Annotated in this window: 12 protein-coding genes; 7 read left to right on the top strand and 5 right to left on the bottom strand. The window is 73.9% G+C overall.

Annotated elements, in window-relative coordinates; all coding sequences use genetic code 11:
* Positions 1-10 precede the first annotated feature (10 nt).
* The 5 genes from ACFU7Z_RS16110 to ACFU7Z_RS16090 form a co-directional block, all read right to left on the bottom strand.
* Positions 11-2,968: a hypothetical protein gene (locus tag ACFU7Z_RS16110; protein WP_380777886.1), complete on the bottom strand. Its 2,958-nt coding sequence runs from the start codon at positions 2,966-2,968 to the stop codon at positions 11-13.
* Positions 2,968-4,851, bottom strand: coding sequence for an HSP90 family protein (locus ACFU7Z_RS16105; RefSeq protein ID WP_380777885.1), 1,884 nt, complete (start codon positions 4,849-4,851; stop codon positions 2,968-2,970). The genes ACFU7Z_RS16110 and ACFU7Z_RS16105 overlap by 1 nt, the downstream gene beginning before the upstream one ends.
* Before the next feature lie 86 nt (positions 4,852-4,937).
* Entirely contained in the window at positions 4,938-5,978 is a 1,041-nt protein-coding gene (locus tag ACFU7Z_RS16100) for a hypothetical protein (RefSeq protein ID WP_380777884.1), read from the bottom strand.
* Positions 5,979-6,109: 131 nt separating this feature from the next.
* Entirely contained in the window at positions 6,110-6,904 is a 795-nt protein-coding gene (locus tag ACFU7Z_RS16095; RefSeq protein ID WP_380777883.1) for a hypothetical protein, read from the bottom strand.
* Between the two features lie 132 nt (positions 6,905-7,036).
* A complete protein-coding gene (locus tag ACFU7Z_RS16090; RefSeq protein WP_049660894.1) occupies positions 7,037-8,479 on the bottom strand; it encodes a glyceraldehyde-3-phosphate dehydrogenase in 1,443 nt (480 codons plus the stop codon).
* Positions 8,480-8,746: 267 nt separating this feature from the next.
* Here ACFU7Z_RS16090 and ACFU7Z_RS16085 point away from each other — a divergent pair, with 267 nt between their 5' ends.
* The 7 genes from ACFU7Z_RS16085 (at position 8,747) to ACFU7Z_RS16055 (ending at position 19,493) form a co-directional block, all read left to right on the top strand.
* Positions 8,747-10,882, top strand: coding sequence for a UvrD-helicase domain-containing protein (locus tag ACFU7Z_RS16085; protein WP_380777887.1), 2,136 nt, complete (start codon positions 8,747-8,749; stop codon positions 10,880-10,882).
* Between the two features lie 126 nt (positions 10,883-11,008).
* On the top strand, positions 11,009-11,491 hold the full coding sequence (locus tag ACFU7Z_RS16080; protein ID WP_049659877.1) for a GreA/GreB family elongation factor: 483 nt from the start codon (positions 11,009-11,011) through the stop codon (positions 11,489-11,491).
* 261 nt (positions 11,492-11,752) lie between these two features.
* Positions 11,753-13,078 (top strand): MFS transporter, encoded by a 1,326-nt coding sequence (locus ACFU7Z_RS16075; protein WP_380777882.1) that lies wholly within the window; start codon positions 11,753-11,755, stop codon positions 13,076-13,078.
* Positions 13,066-13,941: a formate dehydrogenase accessory sulfurtransferase FdhD gene (gene fdhD / locus ACFU7Z_RS16070; RefSeq protein ID WP_117490563.1), complete on the top strand. Its 876-nt coding sequence runs from the start codon at positions 13,066-13,068 to the stop codon at positions 13,939-13,941. Before ACFU7Z_RS16075 ends, fdhD begins: the two co-directional genes overlap by 13 nt.
* Positions 13,942-14,862 (top strand): LysR family transcriptional regulator, encoded by a 921-nt coding sequence (locus tag ACFU7Z_RS16065; RefSeq protein WP_380777881.1) that lies wholly within the window; start codon positions 13,942-13,944, stop codon positions 14,860-14,862. It abuts the gene before it with no gap.
* Positions 14,863-15,004: 142 nt separating this feature from the next.
* The gene (locus ACFU7Z_RS16060) at positions 15,005-17,350 is read left to right on the top strand and encodes an FdhF/YdeP family oxidoreductase (protein WP_380777880.1); all 2,346 of its coding nucleotides are present in this window, start codon (positions 15,005-15,007) and stop codon (positions 17,348-17,350) included.
* A 493-nt stretch (positions 17,351-17,843) separates the two neighbouring features.
* Positions 17,844-19,493, top strand: a complete 1,650-nt coding sequence (locus tag ACFU7Z_RS16055) for an NRAMP family divalent metal transporter (RefSeq protein ID WP_074004085.1) — start codon at positions 17,844-17,846, stop codon at positions 19,491-19,493.
* The last annotated feature ends 208 nt before the right edge of the window (positions 19,494-19,701 follow it).

Here is a 19,701-nt window from a genome sequence, read left to right as displayed (position 1 = left end):
CCCCCGCCGGTCAGTTCGCGAACCGCTCCCGCAGCTCCGCCAGCACCTCCGCCGCCTCCGGCAGCCCGGCCGCCTCGCAGCGCGCGATGCCGGCGGCCAGCCGGGCCACCGCCGCGTCGGTACGCCCCAGGTCGCTGCCCTCGATCAGCGCGGCCAGCCGGACGGCCTCCGCCCGCGGGGACTCGGCCCGCACCCCGCCCGCCTCGTACTCCGCGATGGCCCGTTCGACCTCGGCCAGCGCCTCCTCGTGCCGCCCGGCGACGGCCAGCGAACGCGCCCGCTCGTAGTGCGAACCACCGCGCAGGTACCAGGAGTTGTACTCCTCGCCGGACCGCTCGGCCGCCTCGCCGACCGCGTCCGCCTCGGCCAGCAGGGCGAGCGCCGCCGCCAGCCCCTCCTCGCCCTTCTCCCGCGTCGTCAGCCGGGCCAGCTCCCGCAGGGTGGCGGCCAGCTGGTCCACCTGCGGGGCCTTGCCGTGCGCCTCCCGGGCGCGGGCCAGCGCCGCCTCGGCGGCGTCCCAGCGCTCGGCCCGGGCGAGCGCCAGGGTGGCCTCGCAGGCGACCATGGTGTGGGTCTCCTGGTCCTCCCACCCGGCCACCAGGTCGGCCAGCCGCAGGTACTCCTCGGCGGCGTCCCGGTGCTCCTCCAGGTCGGACAGGCCCCGGGCGAGGTCCAGCCGGCCCTGGGCGAGCATCCGGACGTCCAGCCGCGCCGCCGACGCGTCCAGCAGCACCGACTCCAGGACGGCCACCGCGTCCGCCGCCCGGCCGGTGTCGCGCAGCACGTCGGCCAGCTGCAGGCGCACCCGGGCGGCCTCCTCGACCGCCTCGGCGCCCTTGCGGTCGTAGCGCGCGGCCGCCTCCGACAGCGCGCGGACCGCGCCGCCGAGGTCGCCCGCCTGGAGGCAGGAGTGGCCGAGCATCATGTACGTCGGCGCGTACGGGTAGGAGTCGTCGCCCCAGCGCACGGCCTCGGCCAGCGCCCGGTGGAAGACCTCGACCGCCTGGCCCGGCTCGTGGCCCTGCAGCAGCACCTGGCCCAGCAGGCCGAGCACCCGCGGAGTGTGCCAGGGCAGCTCGGCCGCGTCCAACTGGGCCAGCACCTCGCGCAGTTCGGCCTCCGCCTCGGCCAGTCGGCCCTGCCGGGCGGCGATGTCTGCGGTGTACTGCCGGGAGGTGGCGGCCCGCCGCTCGGAGCCGAGCTCCACGGCGGCCCGCCGGTAGCCGCCGACCGCCGCCTCGAAGCGCCCGGTCACCTCGGCGGCGGGCTCGGGCAGCGCCTCGGATAGGTCGTGGTGGGCGGCGTAGGCGCGGGTCTGCAGCACGATCAGGTAGTCGTCGTCGGTCAGTTCGCCGCCGGCGCGCAGCTCCTCGGCCCGGGCCAGCGCCGCGTCGAGCGCCGCCCAGTCGGCCCGCCGGCCGCCGCGCCCGGCGCCCTCGCCGTCCGCAGCGCCCTCGGCCTCGGCGCCCTCGTCGCCCTCGTCGAGGTCCGCGATCAGCGTCCGGGCCCGGCACATCAGCGCCGACCCGGCCAGCCCCGCCTGCTCGAACAGCTCGGCGGCGGCCAGCAGCCCGGCCTTGCCCTCCTCGCACGCGTCCCGCTGGAGCGCCTCGTGGGCCCGCTGCTCGGCGAGTTCGGCGCGCAGCCGCTCGGGGCCGCCCAGCTCGGCGCTCTCCGGGTGGACGAAGTCCGCGGCCTCCGCGCGCTCGGCGACCCGCTTCCACAGCCGGTCGGCGTCCGGGTGGCCGAGCACCTCCAGCTCGCGGGCCCGCAGCACCAGGGCGGTGAAGTCCTCCGGCTCCGCCTCGACCGTCCGGCGCGGCGCGGGCGCGGCCGCCGGGGCGGCCGACAGCCCGGAAGCGGCGGCGGCCCGCACGCCCAGCGCCAGCGGCTCGGCGAGCAGCGGCTCCACGGCCAGCCGGGCGCGCCGCCCGGCGCCGACCGCGTCGGTGCCGTTGCGGGCGTCGAAGCGGCCGGCCAGCGCGTCGCCCTCGGCGCGCAGGTGGGCGAGCAGGGAGTCCACCGTCCAGGCGGTGCCGGCCGGGCCGCTGACCGCGAGCTCGCCGTGGCCGGCCCGGGCGAGCTGGGCGACCAGCACCTCGGCTCCGGTCAGGAAGTCCAGCCGGGCGGCCGGGTCGCCGGTGACCGCGAACAGGGCGCGGTTCTCGGCGAGCAGCTCCAGGCCGCGCGGCTCGTTGCCGGACAGCGCGCAGAACTCGATGTGCAGGCCGACGGCGTTCAGCATCGAGGCCTTGCCGCGGGCGTGGCGGTAGCCGGCGAGGTGGCCCGAGCGGGCCTCGTCCGACCGGCCCTGGCGCAGCTGCGCGAGCAGCGCCGTGGCCTGGCTGAGGTGGGGCTCCTGCTCGCAGCCGCTCCGGCCGTCCAGCACCGGGGCGAGCGCCTCCAGGGCCCGGGCGTCGTCCCCGGCGGCGAGGTGGTGCCGGGCGCGGGCACGGGTCTCGCAGGCGTGGCAGTCGCTCAGCTCGGCGCGCGGGCGGGCCGCCCACAGCTCGTAGGCGTCCTGCACGTCGATGCCGGTGTGCGCGGCCAGGTGGTAGCGCTGGGCGTAGTACGGCTGGAGGTCCTGGCCGGCCGCGCGGTAGCGGTCGCGCAGCTCGGTGTGCCAGCGCCGCACCGCCGCGAGCGGGACGTCCGGGTTGTCCTTGAGCGTGTCGGCGACCCACTTGAAGCGCCAGAGCACCTGCTGCCGGGCCCACTCGCCGAAGCCGTCCGGGTCGGTGTCCCAGAGTCTGAGGACGCGGGCGAAGACGACCGGGCCCTTGCCGCGCTCGCCGTCGTACTCGTAGGCCTCCATCAGTTCCAGCAGGGCCATCGAGAGGACGCCGGTGTCGTCGAACTGCTCGGCGGCGTCGACGAGTTCCTCGGCGGTGACGGTCCTGGTCCGGCCGTACGGGCGGGCGTCGTTCTCGCGCAGCGCGGCCATCACCGCGTCGGGGGTGTCCAGCATCACGCCGCCCCGCCCTCGGGGAAGCCGCCCGCCCCGTTCGCCCCGCCGGCCTCGTGGCCGAGCATGGCGTGGTCGAGCAGGCTGATGAACGAGCGGTTGAGCAGCGCGGACTCGCTGGCCTTGAGCGGGCGGCGGGTCATCAGCACGGCCTGCCCGTACAGCGCCTCGACGGCGGTGACGGCCAGCTCGCGGCTGGTGACGGTGGCGGCGCGGCGCACCAGCGGGTTGAGGTGGTTGAGCACCAGCTGGGCGCGGGGCGCCTCGGCCCGCAGCGAGCCGAGGATGTCCGCCCACAACCCGTCGGCCTCGTCGGCGAGTTGGGCCCGGGTGCGCTCGTGCCGGGCCTCCCGGTTGTCGAGCAGCAGGGCGGGCGCGTTGGTGGGGTGGAAGCTGCGCAGCGCGACGTCGCAGTCGAACCGGCCGACCACCTCGCGGGCGATCGCCAGGAACGCGTTGGCGGCCAGCTCGGCGGCCGGGTCGACGGTGTCCAGGTGCGCGGTGACGGTGCCCGGGTCGAGGTCGGAGACGGAGACTCCGGGGCGGATCTCGGGCAGCCGGTGCACCAGGTCGTGGTCGTAGGTGTAGCCGCCGTTGACGACGCCGAGCCCGGCCGCGCCGGCGATCGGGGCGACCTGGCGGAACTCCTCGACCGTCCTGGTCACCAGCACCGCCGGGTGGCTGCGGGCGAACTCGTCCAGGGTGACGTTGCCGTCGGTGGTCTCGAACGGCAGCCACGGCAGCATCATCCGCAGCAACTCGTCGTCGTAGCGCGCGAGTTCCTTGACGGCCAGGTGGTGGACGGACAGGAAGCGGTGCAGCAGCGCCGGGTCGCTCGCGGACAGGCCGGTCAGCCAGTCGCGGATCCGGGCGCCGAGCGCGTCCCGCACGGCGGCCAGCGTCTCGTCGGCGTACAGGCCCTCGCGGGAGGCGGTGGGGCGCAGCCCGTCGGTGTCGACCACGCAGCGGACGAAGAACGCCCAGTCCGGCAGCAGTTCGTCGGCCTGGTCGGAGAGCAGCATGCCCTTGAGGTGCACCCGGTGACCGTTGCGGCGCGAGGGCGGGGCGGCGTCCGGCAGGACGTACGCGACGCCGCGCAGGCCGACCAGCGGCAGGTCCAGCTCGATGGTGTCGAGCGGGGTGAAGTCGAAGGCGGCGCGGCAGTACTCGGCGAGCGCGTCACGCCTGGCCAGCGGGGAGGCGTGGCGCTCGGCCCACGGCGGGGTGCGGTTGACCCGGTGCTCGGTTCCGTTGCCGTCGACCACCGTGACGTCGTGGCGCAGCAGGCTGCCGAAGTCCCGGGCGAGGGCGAGGACCCGGCCGGCGCGGGTCCACTCGGCGGCGTCGGCGCGCGGGACCAGCGTGACGGTGGTGCCCGGCTCGGGCTTGGCCGAGGCGGGCAGGGTGCGGATGGTGTAGCTGCCGTCGGAGCTGCCGCGCCACTCGATCGCCGGGGCGTCCGGGGTGGCGGCGGAGCGGGTGACCACGGTGATCTCGTCGGCGACCACGAAGCAGGCGAGCAGGCCGATGCCGAACTGGCCGATGAAGTCGCCGCGGGCCCGGGCCAGCCCGGCGCCGTCGAGCCGGCCGTCGGCGTCGCGCTTGGAGCTGCGGCCGATGGTGGCGAGGAAGGTGTGGACGTCCTGCTCGGTCAGGCCGATGCCGGTGTCGGTGACGGACAGCTCGTCGTCGGCCCGGACGGTGATCCTGGCCGGCGCCCCGGGGTCGAGGGCGCGGCGGGCGGAGATCGCGTCCACGGCGTTCTGCAGCAGCTCGCGCAGGTAGACCCGCGGGCTGGAGTAGAGGTGGTGGGAGAGCAGGTCCACCAGGCCGCGCAGGTCCACCTGGAAGGTGTGCGCACTCGTCGGGTTGTCGGTAGGGGACACCGGAGGCTCTTTCGATCGCGGGGTGGATGACGGTGGTGGGATGCGGGTCGGCGGCGGCGCCGGTACGGCCCGGCGCCGGGTGCGTGTCAGCGCCAGTACGAGGTGCAGCGGTCGCGGTGGGCGCGGAAGGCCTTGACCGGATCGCCCGACAGGTAGTGCCAGGGCGCCTTGGTCACGAGGCCGTCCAGCGCCTCGAACAGCAGGCGCGCGGTCTTGGGCTGGTCGGCGAGGGAGAAGGCCATCGCGAAGGTGTTGAAGGAGCCCTGCCAGCCGCGCGCCGGCTCGAAGGCCGGGTGCAGGACGGACCGGAAGGCCGCCTCCTGCAGCCCGGCCACCACGGCCGGACTGGCCAGGTAGGCGCGGTCCTCGCCGTCCGGGAGGGCCAGCCAGTGCTCCAGGTGCGCGACCGCGACCAGCTCGCCGAGGTGGCTGCCCTCCGGGGCGGCGAGCATCGTCGAGCGGGCGAACGCGTGCATCTCCTCGTGCGAACCGCCCCACTTGGCGCTCAGCTGCTGAAGCCTGACCCAGTGCGAGGCGGAGCTCCCCGGCGCCCGGCGCACCGCGGCCTCGAAGCGGCAGGTGGCGACCTCCGGGCCGAGCGAGGCCCCGAGGGCGCTGGTCTGCAGGAACCGCCAGGGGGCGTGCCAGGACGGCTCGCGCTCGGCGACCTCCAGCAGCTGCTCCTCGGCGGTGTCCAGCCGCTCGTGGAACGCCTTCCAGCGCTCCTCGGTGACGTCCTTGGCCCGGGCGCCCGTCCGGGCCTCCCAGCCCCAGGCGATCTGCCGGGCGCCGGACAGCAACAGCAGCAGCGTGTCGTCCGGGGCGTCGGCCAGCGCGCGGGACGTCCACTGCTCGACCCGGGGCACGTCGGATATCGCCCCGACGAGGAAGGTCAGCTCCTCGCCCTGGGCGGCGGCCAGCGCGGGGCGCAGCGCGGCCCAGTCCCCGGCGGAGGCCTGCCGGAGCATCAGGCGCAGCGACTCGTCCCCGTACGCCGGGTCGAGCCGCGGCTCGCCGCCACCGGCCGGCGCGGGTGCTCCGGCTCCCCGGCGGCCGAACCCGAACCCGCGCCGCTCGGCCCGGTCCTCCGCGCCCTCCCCGCCGGAGCGGCGTCGGAACAGCGGCATGTCTGGCCCCCTCGAACGTCATCGGTATCTTTCGCACGACCGCACAGCGGCCACGGGAAAAGTACATATCACGGTCGACTGACATCCGTTTGCCCAGCCCAGCGCCCTGCCCGCCCGGCGAGGGGGTTCCGTCAGGCCGCGCCGAGCCCGGCGTCCGGCGTCTTCCCGGCCTGCGCCTGCTCGATCCGGTTCACCAGCATCACCGCGAACCTCCGCGTCGCGGGCACGTCCACCGGACCGCCCTCGCTGGTGACGCTCGCCACCACGGTGCCCGAGCGCACCACGATGCCGACGCCCTCGCCCTCGGCCAGCGGCCCCTGGAAGGCCTGGCTCTCGCTGCCCAGCGCCGGGGTGTCGACCTTCTTGAACGGCCCGGCGGAGTACGAGGCGTAGTTCTCCTTCAGCCGCTGCGCCGCCGCGTCCCGGCTGGGCAGGGTGTCCACCAGGAAGCGGACGACCACGTCGCCCGAGGAGAACCGGACCGACCCGCTCAGCGGCTTGCCCGCGCAGGAGGCCGCGGCGGCACCGGCACACGTGACCTGGTGGTCGGCGGTGTCGACCTTCCGCTTCTCCTCCTCCCACCCGGTCATCGCCTTCGCGTCCGGCAGCACCTGGCCGACCACCTTGTCGTCCAGCAGCGCCGCCTCCAGGTCCGCGTGCGGGGCCTCGGCAGCGGCCGGGGCCGGTGCGGAGGCCGGCGCCGAGGCCGCCCCGGGGGTGTCGGCGGCCGCCGGCGCGGACGCGGACGCCCCCGCCGTACCGGTCACCGCTCCCGTCGCGGCCGGACCCGACGCGGCCGGAGCCGCGGTCGAACCCGCGGCCGCCCCGCCCGCGCCCTTCGAAGACCCCCCGGAGGAGCACCCCGTCAGCACACCCGTCAGCACCCCGGCCGCCGCCACCGCGGCGAACACCCGCCGACCACCCATCCCGATCACCCTCCCCAGTCCTGTCAGTGATCCCTCAAGATAGCGACCGCCCCGCCCGCGAACGCCGACGGGGCGGCGACCTGTCGGTCACCGCCCCGCCGTCATGCTCCGTCGTCCTGCCCTACCGGTGGATCAGACCGCCGGAACCGGGTAGGTCGGGTACTCGACGCCCGAGATGTACTGGACGACCCGGATCACCTGGCACGAGTAGCCGAACTCGTTGTCGTACCACAGGTAGAGGATCGCGTTGTCGCCCTCGACCTTGGTCGCGCCGGCGTCCACGATCGAGGCGTGGCGCGAGCCGATGAAGTCGCTGGAGACGGCGTCGGGCGAGTCGGTGAAGTCGATCTGGCGCTTCAGCGGCGAGGTCAGCGAGACGTTCCGCAGGTACTCCAGGACGTCCTCGCGGTTGGTCTCCCGCTTCAGCTGGAGGTTGAGGATCGCGATGGAGACGTCCGGCACCGGGACGCGGATCGAGCTGCCGGTGATCTTCGCCTGGAGGTCCGGCAGGGCCTTGGCGACGGCCGAGGCGGCACCGGTCTCGGTGATCACCATGTTCAGCGGCGCCGAGCGGCCGCGGCGGTCGGCCTTGTGGTAGTTGTCCAGCAGGTTCTGGTCGTTGGTGAACGAGTGGACGGTCTCCACGTGGCCGCGGACCACGCCGTACTCGTCCTCCATCGCCTTCAGCGGCGGGACGATGGCGTTGGTGGTGCAGGAGGCGCAGGACAGGATCTGCTCGTCCGGCTTGATCGTGTCGTGGTTCACGCCGTGCACGATGTTCGGGACGTCGCCCTTGCCCGGCGCGGTCAGCACGACCTTGGCGATACCGGGGCGCAGGTGCTTCGACAGGCCCTCGCGGTCGCGCCAGCGGCCGGTGTTGTCGATCAGGATCGCGTCCTTGATCCCGTACTCCGTGTAGTCGACCGTGGTCGGGTCGTCGGAGTAGATCACCGTGATCTCGTTGCCGTTGGCGATGATCTTGTTGTTCGCCTCGTCGACGGTGATCGTGCCCTGGAACTGGCCGTGGATGGAGTCACGGCGCAGCAGCGAGGCGCGCTTGACCAGGTCGTCGCCGCCGCTGTTGCGCACGACGATCGCCTTCAGCCGCAGGCCGTTGCCCGAGGCCTTCTCGACCAGCAGCCGGGCGACCAGCCGGCCGATGCGGCCGAACCCGTACAGCACGACGTCCTGCCCGGACCGGCGCTCCAGCTTGTTCTCACCGGTGGCGCCGACGACGGCCTGGGCGGTGAACTCCGCCACCGACAGGCCGCGGTCGTCCGCCTTGTACGTCGCGGCGAGCATGCCGAGGTCGATCTGCGAGGGGCCGAGGTCCAGGGCGGTCAGGGCCTCGAGGAACGGCATCGTCTCGGTGACCGAGAGCTCCTCGCCGGCTATCTGCCGGGCGAAGCGGTGCGTCTTGAGGATGCTGACCACCGACTTGTTCACCAGGGACCGGCTGTGGAGCAGAACGGTGACGTCCCGCTCCCGGTGCAGCCGCCCGATGATCGGGATCATCGACTCCGCGATCTCCTCGCGGTTCTTCCAGTCCGTGAACACGTCGTCGTTGACAGTCACAAGTCCATCTTTCGAGCTGAGGGTGTTGCCCACATGGTAGCTTCGCCCGCCCGCGCCCCGACCGCCGGTCCCTCCCCCACCCTCCCCACCCGAGCCCCCGACCTGCGCTTTCCCCCCACCCCCACCCCCGAAGGTGATCACCGCCACCCTCGATCCGACCACCCGTCGGGCGGCCCGGCGTGAGTGATCATCCGGGCCAGTACAGTGAAACGCACGGCCCGGGCGGACGGGCACGGGCACGAGGGGGCCGGGGTGGCGACGCTGGGCATGCACCGGGACTTCCTGATGGAGTTCGCGGCGCTGGAGAAGCCGGTGCAGCGGCGGGTCTTCGAGACCTTCGAGAAGTTCACCGAGGCCACCCACACCGGCGTGCACCTGGAGAAGCTCACCAACCAGCGGGACCCCCGGATCCGGACCATCCGGATCACCGACTTCTGGCGCGGGGTCGTCCTCAAGGCCGACCGGGGCGACGGCTACCTCCTGCTGAAGGTCCTTCCGCACGACAAGGCCAACGACTGGGCGGTCAAGCACCGGGCCTCGGTCAACGCCGCCACCCAGGGCGTCGAGATCCGCAACGACGTCGCGCTGGAACGAGCCTCCCGGTCGCTGAAGGCGCTGGCCGCCGACGAACCCCGCAGGCTCTTCGCCGACCGCTCCGACAAGGTCCTGCGCAGCCTGGGCGTCGACGAGGAGATCCTGCCGATCATCCGGCTGCTCCCCGACGAGGCCCACCTGGAGGCGCTCCACCGCGTGCTGCCGGAGCAGCAGTTCGACGTCCTGGTCGGCCTCGCGAGCGGGATGGAACCGGCCGAGATCGATCGCGAGATCGTCCGGGCGTACGCCCGGGCGGCCGCGCCCACGAGCGTCGACCAGCCCGCCGACGGGCTGGTCTCGGCGATGGCCCGCGCGCGCGGCCGGGTCGCCCTGGTGTCCGGGCCCGACGAACTGCTGGAGATCCTGGAACGCCCCTTCGACGCCTGGCGGATCTTCCTGCACCCGGCCCAGTACCGGGTCGCCTACCGGGAGTCGTACAGCGGGCCGGCCCGGGTGACCGGCGGCCCCGGCACCGGGAAGACGGTGGTGGCCCTGCACCGGGCCTACCACCTGGCCCGCCGGTTGCCGGCGGAGGCGCCTGACGGATCGATTCTGCTGACCACCTCCTCCGAGGACCTCGCCGCGGAGCTGGAGCGCTGCCTCGCCCTGCTCGTGACGGACGGACGGATCCGGGCGAAGGTCCGGGTGGTCACCGTCGACGCGCTGGCCGCCGAGGTCCTGCGGCGCTCCCCCGGCGGCGCCCCGTCGAAGGTCCTCTTCCAGCAGCACCCGATCCTGGCCCGCTGGGGACGGGTCGCCCGCCGGCTCGGCGTCGGGTTCACCGACCTGTTCCTCGACCAGGAGTGGCGACAGGTCGTACTGGCCCAGTCGGTCGGGAGCCGGGAGCAGTACCTGAAGGCCCCGCGGACCGGACGGGGCAAGGCCCTCGGAACGCCGGAGCGGACCGAACTGTGGCACGCGGTGGCCGCGTTCGAGGAGGAGCTGCGCAAGGCCGGGGAGTTGACGTACCTCCAGGTCTGCGCGCGGGCCGCGCGGATGCTCGACGAACAGGGCGACCGCCCGTTCCGGCACGTGGTGATCGACGAGGCGCAGGACCTGCACCCCGTCCAATGGCGGTTCCTGCGCGCGCTCGTGGCCACCGGCCCGGACGACCTGTTCCTCTCCGGCGATCCGCACCAGCGGATCTACGGGAACAAGGTCTCGCTGCGCTCGCTCGGCATCCAGGTGGTCGGCCGCTCCTTCCGACTCCGGATCAACTACCGGACGACGCAGGAGATCCTCACCTGGTCCGCGTCCCTGCTCACCGGCGAACGCCCGGACGACATGGACGGCGGGGAGGACTCGCTGGCCGGCTACCACTCGACCCTGCACGGCGCCCACCCCGACGTGTCCGGCCATCCCGACCGGGCCGAGGAGTTCCGGGCCCTCGTCGCCCGCGTCGAGGAGTGGACCGCCTCGGGCGTGAGCCCGGAGGACATCGGTGTCGCCGTACGGACCGGACGGCTCGGCCGCGAGGCCGCCCACGCCCTGGGGCAGGCCGGGATCCCGACCCACGTGCTCGGCGACGCGCCGTCGCCCGGCATACGGGTCGGCACCATGCACCGGATGAAGGGCCTGGAGTACCGCTGCGTCGCCGTGGTCGGCGTCAGCGACGGCACGGTGCCCCTGCGCAGCGCGATCACCCCGGCGGACACCGACCCGCTGCAGCACCAGGAGGACCTCACCGGCGAGCTGAGCCTGCTCTTCGTGGCGTGCACCCGCGCCCGCGAAGCCCTCAGCGTGTCCTGGCACGGCACACCGAGCGTCTTCCTCGAACCGATCGTCCCGGCCCGGCTGCTCACCCGCTGACCCACGGCCCCGCGGGGCCCGCTCCGGGTGGTCGACCGGCCCGGAAGTTGCCCGGGGGTGCGGGTGGTGGGGTAATGGGAAACGGCCGGTGTTCGAGTGTGTGACGAGCAGCCCCGGGAGCTTGGGATGAGCGGTGGGCCGGAACCGATCAGTGCCGAGGGTCTGCGTGCGGTGCGGGAGGAATTGGCGCAGCTGCGGGTGGAGCGGGGGGAGGTGGCCGCGACGCTGCGCGGGGTGGATCCGGTGGGGGACCGGGCGGACGCGGCGGACGAGTTGCAGCGGGCGTCGGAGGTGGCGCGGCTGGACCGGCGGATCGTCGAGTTGGAGGCGCGGCTGCGGGAGGCCGAGGTGGCCGGGGAGCCGTCCGCGCGGGTGGTCGGGGTGGGGTCGACGGTGAACGTGCGGTTCGACGACGGCACGGAGGAGACCGTCGAGATCTCGGAGATCGCGGAGGAGCGGGACCTCACCCTGGTGACCTTCGACAGCCCGCTCGGGAAGGCGCTGCTCGGGCGGCACGCCGGGGAGACGGTGAACTACGACACCCCGGCCGGCGCGGCCAGCGCGGTGGTGCTGTCGGTGGGCGCCGACGCGGGCCCGCAGACGGGCTGAGGCGGCGCGGCAAGGCACGGCGCGGCGCGGCACGGTCGAATTCCGGTCGGAATTCCAGGGGAAACGGGCCGGGATATCGGCGGGGTATCGGCGGGATATCCGCGGGGCTGTTGATAGGCGGGGCTTATCGGCTCAGTCGCGTTGCCTCTTTGACGTGCCGCGATGGCCTGCCGGACACTGGACGGGAATCGGGGAACCGGGAATTCCCAGCGAATTCCTGCCCCCGGAAAGCACCCGAGAGAAACCGAGCAGAGCGCGCGCATGCCCCCGTCCCGCACCGCCCGCTGGCTCCCGGCGGCCGCCGCCGTCGCCGTCGCCGCCTGGGGCGCCAACCAGTTCACCGCGCTGGCCACCGTGTACCGGGCGCGCACCGACTGGTCGGCGCTCTCGCTGGCCGCGATGTTCTCGGTCTACCTGGTCGGCCTGGTGCCCGGGCTGCTGCTGGGCGGGCCCGCCGCCGACCGGTACGGCCGGCGGCGGACGGTGCGCGGCGCGCTGGGACTGTCCGCCGCCGCCAGTGTCGTGCTGGCGCTGCCGGACGAGCCGTCCGTGTACGCCGCCCGGCTGGCCACCGGCTTCGCGGCCGGGCTGGTCTTCCTGGCCGGGACGGCCTGGCTGCGCGAGCTCTCCGGGCCCGCCGTCCCGCCCGAGCGGGCGGCCCGCCGGGCGATGTACGCCACCGGTACGGGCTTCGCGGCGGGCGCGCTGGCCTCCGGGGTGCTCGCCGAGTGGCTGCCCGGCCCGACGGTGCTGCCCGCCCTCGCCCACGCGCTGGGCTGCCTGCTGGTGCTGCGGGCCACCCGCGGGCTCCCGGAGACGAAGCCGGAGGCCAGAGCAGGGGTCAGGGCAGGGGTCAGGGCAGGAGCCAAGGCGGGCGGGCCGGAGAGCACCCCGGGCCGCGGCACGCCCCCGCACCGCACGGCGGCCGTCCGCCACCCCCGGTTCCGCTACGTCGTGCTGCCCGCCAGCCCGGCCGTGCTCGGCGCCGCCACCGTGGCGTACGTGGTGCTGCCGCCGCTGGTCGCCGACCGGGTGCCCGGCTACGCCCCGCTGTTCAGCGGCCTGGTCGCGGCGCTGACCCTGGCCACCGGCGTGGTCGCCCAGCCCTTCGCCGCCCGGCTGGACGACGCGGACAGCGCCCGGGCCACCCTCACCGCGATGGCCACCGTGATCGCCGGGCTGCTGCTCGGCGCCGTCGCCGCCGCCCACGACTCGGTGGGCCTGGTGGTGGCCGCCGCCGTGGTCCTCGGCACCGGGTACGGGCTGACGCTCGGCGCGGGGCTGCACGAGGTCGAGCGACTGACCAGGCACGCCTCCGGCCCGACCTCCGCCTCGCTCTACCAGAGCACCACCTCCAGCGGCTTCCTCACCCCGCTGCTGCTCGCCGGCACCGCCGGCCACGCCTCCTACCCGGCGCTGCTGGCGGGCATGGCGGCCGTCGGCCTGCTCTGCCTGGCGGTCACCGCCGCCCACAGCCGCCGCCACCTGCCGGCCGGGGAGCACCCGGAGCCGCCGACGCGCGAGGATGCATCCGTACAGTCCGTCGCCAGCACACCACCGAGGAGCCGACCGCCATGGGCCGAGTGACCGTACCCCGCAGAGTGCTGCGCCTGCGCCAGGGCGCGCCCTCGTACCGTCCCGACACCCTGGCCGCCGAGGAGCCGATGGAGATCCGGGTCGGCGGGCGCCCGCTGACGGTGACCATGCGCACCCCGGGCAGCGACTTCGACCTGGCGGCCGGCTTCCTGGTCAGCGAGGGCGTGGTGCACGCCGCCGGGCAGGTGGCCGGCATCCGCTACTGCGCCGGCGCGACCGCCGACGGCGGCAACACCTACAACGTGGTGGACGTCCAGCTCGCCGCCGGTGTGCCCGCCCCCGACGCCTCGCTGGAGCGCAACTTCTACACCACCTCCTCCTGCGGCCTGTGCGGCAAGGCCAGCCTGGACGCGGTGCGCACCACCGCGCCGTGGAGCGTCGCCGAGGACGGGCTGCGCGTCACCCCCGCGCTGCTCTCCGCGCTGCCGGACCGGCTGCGCGCCGCCCAGAAGGTCTTCGACAGCACCGGCGGCCTGCACGCGGCCGGGCTGTTCGACGCCGACGGGCGGCTGCTCTGCCTGCGCGAGGACGTGGGCCGGCACAACGCCGTGGACAAGGTGGTCGGCCACGCCCTGCGCGAGGGGCTGCTGCCGGCCCGCGGCACGGTGCTGATGGTCAGCGGCCGGGCCTCCTTCGAACTGGTGCAGAAGGCCGTGATGGCGGGCGTTCCGCTGCTCGCGGCGGTCTCCGCGCCGTCCTCGCTGGCCGTGGACCTCGCGGAGGAGACCGGGCTGACCCTGGTCGGCTTCCTGCGCGGCGAGTCGATGAACGTCTACACCCGCGCGGACCGAATCGACGTCGGCCCGGACGTCCGAACCGACGCCGAGGCCGCCGTCCGGGAGGAAGGCCGGTAGATGCTCTTCCGCCAGCTGGAGTACCTCGTCGCGCTCGCCCGCGAGCGCCACTTCGCCCGCGCCGCCCAGGCCTGCCACGTCTCCCAGCCCGCGCTCTCCGAGGCCCTGCGCAAGCTGGAGGACGAGCTGAAGGTGCTGCTGGTGCGGCGCGGGCGCAGCTACGAGGGCCTGACGCCCGAGGGCGAGCGGATCGTGCTGTGGGCGCAGCGCATCCTGGCCGACCGGGACGCCCTGCGGGACGAGGTGGACGCGCTGCGCACCGGCCTGGCCGGACGGCTGCGGATCGGCTCGGTGCCGACCGCCTCGGGCGCCGTCCCGCTGCTCACCGGACCGTTCTGCGCCGCCCACCCGCTGGCCGCCGTGGAGCTGTCCACCGACCTGCGATCCGACGAACTCCTTCGCCAGGTGCGGAACTTCGAGATCGACGCGGGCATCACCTACCTGCCCGGACCGGGCACCGACGACCTGCGCGCGCTCCCCCTCTACGAGGAGCGGTACGTCCTGCTGACCGGTCCGGCCGACGAGCTGGCCCGGCACCCCCGGGCGACCTGGGAGGAGGCCGCCCGGCTGCCGCTGTGCCTGCTGCACCCGGGCATGCAGGGCCGCCGGGTGCTGGACGAGGTGTTCGCGGGCCTCGGCCTCGAGGCCGCGCCCCGGGTCGAGACCGACTCGGTGGCCTCGCTCTTCGCCCACGTCCGCACCGGCCACTGGGCGAGCATCGTGCCGTACGCCTGGCTGCACGTGTTCGGCGTACCGCACGGGATGCGGGCCGTCCCGCTGGCGGAGCCGGTGCACAGCGCGCCGATCGGGCTGGTGACCGCCGCCCGGGAGCCCGGCTCGGTGATGGCCCGCGCGCTGCTGGAGGTCGCCCGGCGCACCGAGGTGGCCGCCGTCCTCGGCAGCCTGCCGGGCGGCGCCTGACCACCGGGCGCCCACACCGGGCGCACGGACCCTGGGCACGGAGGCCCGGCACCCGCGGCCGCTCGACGCGCGCGCCCCGACCGCCCGGCATAGCCTCGACCCAGCCCCGGTTGTCCGACCCGTGCGACGGAAGGCGAGTACCGTGACCACCTCCGACGACGCCGCCACCACTCCCCCGCGGAAGCAGCCGCAGGAGCCCCCGCGGGAGCCGCGGGAGGACGTCGGCCCCTCCCCCGCCGGGCCGCCCCACGTCGCGCCGTACCACCACCCGGCCGCCGGCTGGGGCGCCGCCAAGAGCGTCACCCGCTTCCTGGCCCGCGAGGGCGCGTACCTGGACGGGCCGCGGGCGGTGATGCGGATGAACCACGAGAACGGCGGCTTCGACTGCCCCGGCTGCGCCTGGCCCGACGACACCAAGGGCCTGCACCTGGACATCTGCGAGAACGGCATCAAGCACGTCACCTGGGAGATGACCCGCAAGCGGGTCGGCCGGGAGTTCTTCGCCGCCCACTCGGTGACCGAGCTGTCCGGGTGGAGCGACTTCGCGCTGGAGGACCAGGGCCGGCTCACCGAGCCGATGGTCTACGACCCGGACACCGACCACTACGTCCCGATCGGCTGGAAGGACGCGTTCGCCCTGGTCGGCCGCACCCTGCGCGGGCTGGACGACCCGAACCGCGCGGCGTTCTACACCTCCGGCCGGCTCGGCAACGAGGCGACCTTCCTCTACCAGCTGCTGGCCCGCGAGCTGGGCACCAACAACCTGCCCGACTGCTCCAACATGTGCCACGAGGCCAGCGGCCGGGCGCTGCAGGCCTCGCTCGGCACCGGGAAGGGGACGGTCGACCTCAAGGACTGGGAGGTCACCGACGCGCTGTTCATCCTGGGCGTCAACGCGGCCTCCAACGCGCCCCGGATGCTCACCTCGCTCGCCGAGGCGTACAAGCGCGGCGCGCAGGTCGTCCACATCAACCCGCTGGTCGAGGCGGCGGCGACCCGGACGATCATCCCGCACGACTTCACCGACATGGCGCTGAACCGGGCCACCCGCACCAGCACCCTGAACCTCCAGCCGCGGATCGGCGGCGACATGGCGCTGCTGCGCGGCATGGCGAAGGCGATCCTGGAGCAGTCCGCGGCCGACGACCGGGCGCTGGACCGGCTGTTCATCGACCGCCACACCACCGGCTTCGAGGCCTACCGCGACATCTGCCTGGCCACGCCCTGGGAGGAGATCGAGCGCCAGAGCGGGCTGGAGCGGGCCGACATCCTCGGGGCGGCCCGGGTCTACCGGGAGGCCGACCGCTCAATCTTCAGCTGGTGCCTGGGCGTGACCCAGCACGAGCACGGCGTGGACACCGTCCGGGAGATCGTCAACCTCCTGCTGCTGCGCGGCAACCTGGGCCGCGAGGGGGCGGGCCCCTCCCCGGTGCGCGGGCACAGCAACGTCCAGGGCAACCGCACCTGCGGCATCGACCACCGGCCCGCCGCCGGGTTCCTGGACCGGCTCGCCGAGGTGTGCGGGATCGAGCCGCCGCGCGAGCACGGGCTGGACACCGTCGGCACGATCGAGGCGATGCGGCGCGGCGACGTCACGGTGTTCGTCGGCATGGGCGGCAACTTCGCGCTCGCCGCGCCGGACACCCCGTACACCCGGCAGGCCCTGGAGACCTGCGAGCTGACCGTCCAGGTGAGCACCAAGCTGAACCGCAGCCACCTGGTGCACGGGCGGGCCGCGCTGATCCTGCCCTGTCTGGGCCGGACCGAGAAGGACCACCAGCGCGCCGGGGTGCAGTCCACCTCGGTCGAGGACTCGATGAGCATGGTGCACCTGTCGGTCGGCATGAAGCGCCCGGCCTCGCCGCACCTGCTCTCCGAGCCCGCGATCGTCGCCGGGATGGCCCGCGCGGCGCTGCCGGACAGCGCCACCCCGTGGGAGTGGTACATCGAGGACTACGACCGCATCCGCGACACCATGGCCCGGGTCCTGGACGGCTTCGAGGACTTCAACCGCCGGGTGCGGCTGCCGCTGGGCTTCCGGATCAAGCAGCCGGCCCGCGAGCTGGTCTTCGACACCCCCTCCGGCAGGGCCGAGTTCTCCGCCGCCCCGCTGCCCGACGTCGTCCCCGGGGCGGGCACCCTGGCGCTGGGCACGATGCGCTCGCACGACCAGTGGAACACCACCATCTACTCGGACGACGACCGCTACCGGGGCGTGAAGAACCTGCGCACCCTGGTGTTCATGAACCGGGACGACATGCGCGAGCGCGGGCTGGCCGAGTTCGACCGGGTGGACGTCACCAGCACCGCCCGGGACGGCAGCACCCGCTCGGTGCACGGCTACCTGGCCGTCCCGTACGACATCCCGCGCGGCTGCGCGGCCGGGTACATGCCGGAGCTGAACGTGCTGTGCGCGATCGGCGACTACAGCACCCAGAGCGACCAGCCGATCATGAAGCACCTGAAGGTGACGATCGAGAAGTCCTGAAGCGGAGGACCGGGACGAGCGCCGCGGAACGCCCGGAGCACCCGGAGCACCCGGAACGCCCGCCAAAGGTAAAGGTTTAACCAAGTGCGCAAGTATCACCTCCGGACGGGACTAAGCTCTGACGAGTTGGGGTGAACCGGCGGTCGCGTTGCGCGGGCCGGTGAACTCCTTGCCGCGTCGATGACACGCACCACGGGGTGCGCCGGCCGGGAGGAGGCGAGAGACATGGATTGCAGTAGTCCGGGCCACAGTTGCCCCTACCCCCGCTTGCCCTCGTACACCTCCGGCATGCGGTAACAACCTTCCCTGCACCACGTCCTGACGATCCGTCAGCCACGACGTCCACGCCACGTCCGCACGCGGCTCCGCCGTGCCCGCACACCTCCGTACGGGCCGCGCAGCCGCGCGCCGATGCGCCGTGTCCGCTTGCAGGGAGCGCTGCCGCCTGCCTCCGAACCGCCCCGCCTGTCCGGGGCCCAGGGAGGAAACCACCATGACCACCCACGCCACTCTCAACTCGACGGTCCCCGAGCCGCGTTCGGCCGTCCTGGACGACGCCCACCTCGGCGACATCAAGGGTGCGCTCGGCACCATCCGGCTCGACGACACCACGCCCCGCCACGGCCTGTCGGCGCGGCTGAAGACCCTGCTCGCGATCATCGGGCCCGGCCTGATCGTGATGGTCGGCGACAACGACGCCGGCGCCTTCTCCACCTACGGGCAGGCCGGGCAGAACTACGGCACCCAGCTGCTGTGGACGCTGCTGATGCTGGTCCCGGTGCTCTACGTCAACCAGGAGATGGTGCTGCGGCTCGGCGCCGTCACCGGGGTCGGGCACGCCCGGCTGATCCTGGAGCGCTTCGGGAAGTTCTGGGGCGCGTTCAGCGTGATCGACCTCTTCCTGCTGAACGCGCTGACCCTGGTCACCGAGTTCATCGGGGTCACGCTCGCGGCCGGGTACCTCGGCCTGCCGAAGGCCGCTTCGGTGGTGCTGGCGGCCGGGATCATCATCGCCTCGGCCTTCACCGGCTCGTTCCGGCGCTTCGAGCGGGTCGCCGTGGCGCTCTGCCTGGGCTCGCTGCTGCTGGTGCCGATCTACTTCATGGTGCACCCGAAGACCTCGCAGATGGCGCACGACTTCGTCGTCCCGAGCATGCCGGGCGGGTCCGGTCAGCTCGCGGCCGTGATGCTGGTGATCGTCTCCATCGTCGGCACCACCGTGGCGCCCTGGCAGCTGTTCTTCCAGCAGTCGTACGTCATCGACAAGCGGATCACCCCGCGCTTCATGAAGTACGAGAAGGCCGACCTCTGGATCGGCATCGTGATCGTCATCGTCGGCGCCGCCGCCATGATGGGCCTCACCGCCGCCGCCTTCGCGGGCACCGACGGCTTCGGCCAGTTCTCCGACGCGGCCGCCGTCGCCCGGGGCATCGAGGACAAGGCCGGGCACCTGGCCGGCGTGCTGTTCGCGATAGCCCTGCTGGACGCCTCGATCATCGGCGCCTTCGCGGTGTCGCTGTCCACCGCGTACGCGATCGGCGACGTCTTCGGCATCAAGCACTCGCTGCACCGCGGGGTGAAGGGCGCCAAGGGCTTCTACGGGATCTACGCGGGCCTGGTGGTCGCGGCGGCGGCGATCACGCTGCTCTCCACCGACTACACCCAGGGCCTGATGACCCAGTTCGTCCAGGTGCTGGCCGGGGTGCTGCTGCCCTCCGCGACCGTCTTCCTGCTGCTGCTCTGCAACGACCGCGCCGTACTGGGGCCCTGGACGAACGGGCCGAGGACCAACGCCTTCACCTCGGCGGTGGTCGGCGTCCTGGTGATGCTCTCGCTGATCCTCACCGCCGCCGTGGTCTGGCCGGACATCAGCTCCGACGCGATCCTGTGGATCATGGCCGGCTGCGGCGTCGCCGGTGTGCTCGTCGCCGGGTACTTCTTCACCTTCGGGCGCCGCGGCACCAAGGAGGACCCGGTCGACCGCACCGGCCGGGAGAACTGGCGGATGCCCCCGCTGGAGACCCTCGACAAGCCGGTGCTGTCCACCGCCCGCAAGGTCGGCATGGGCGCCCTGCGCGCCTACCTGCTGATCGCGATGGCGATGGTCGTCGTCAAGATCGTCCAGACCGCGCTGAACCACTGAGCCGACCGGCTCCGCGCACGCCCTGCCCGTTGTCCCGTCACGGAGGTGACCTGCCATGACCATCGTCGCCGTCTTCCGGCCCACCCGTCCGTCCACCGACCGGGGCCGACTGCGCTCCACCCTCGCCGCCGTCGGCCGACGCCTGGCGGCGAGCCCCCTCGACAACAGCGTCCTCCGGGCCGCCCCGGCTCCGGCCGCTGGCCCGGCG

It is taken from the genome of Kitasatospora sp. NPDC057518, assembly GCF_042802075.1.
Taxonomy (GTDB): domain Bacteria; phylum Actinomycetota; class Actinomycetes; order Streptomycetales; family Streptomycetaceae; genus Kitasatospora.
Note: the sequence above shows the minus strand (reverse complement) of the source record. Positions and strands in the feature narration are given on the sequence as shown.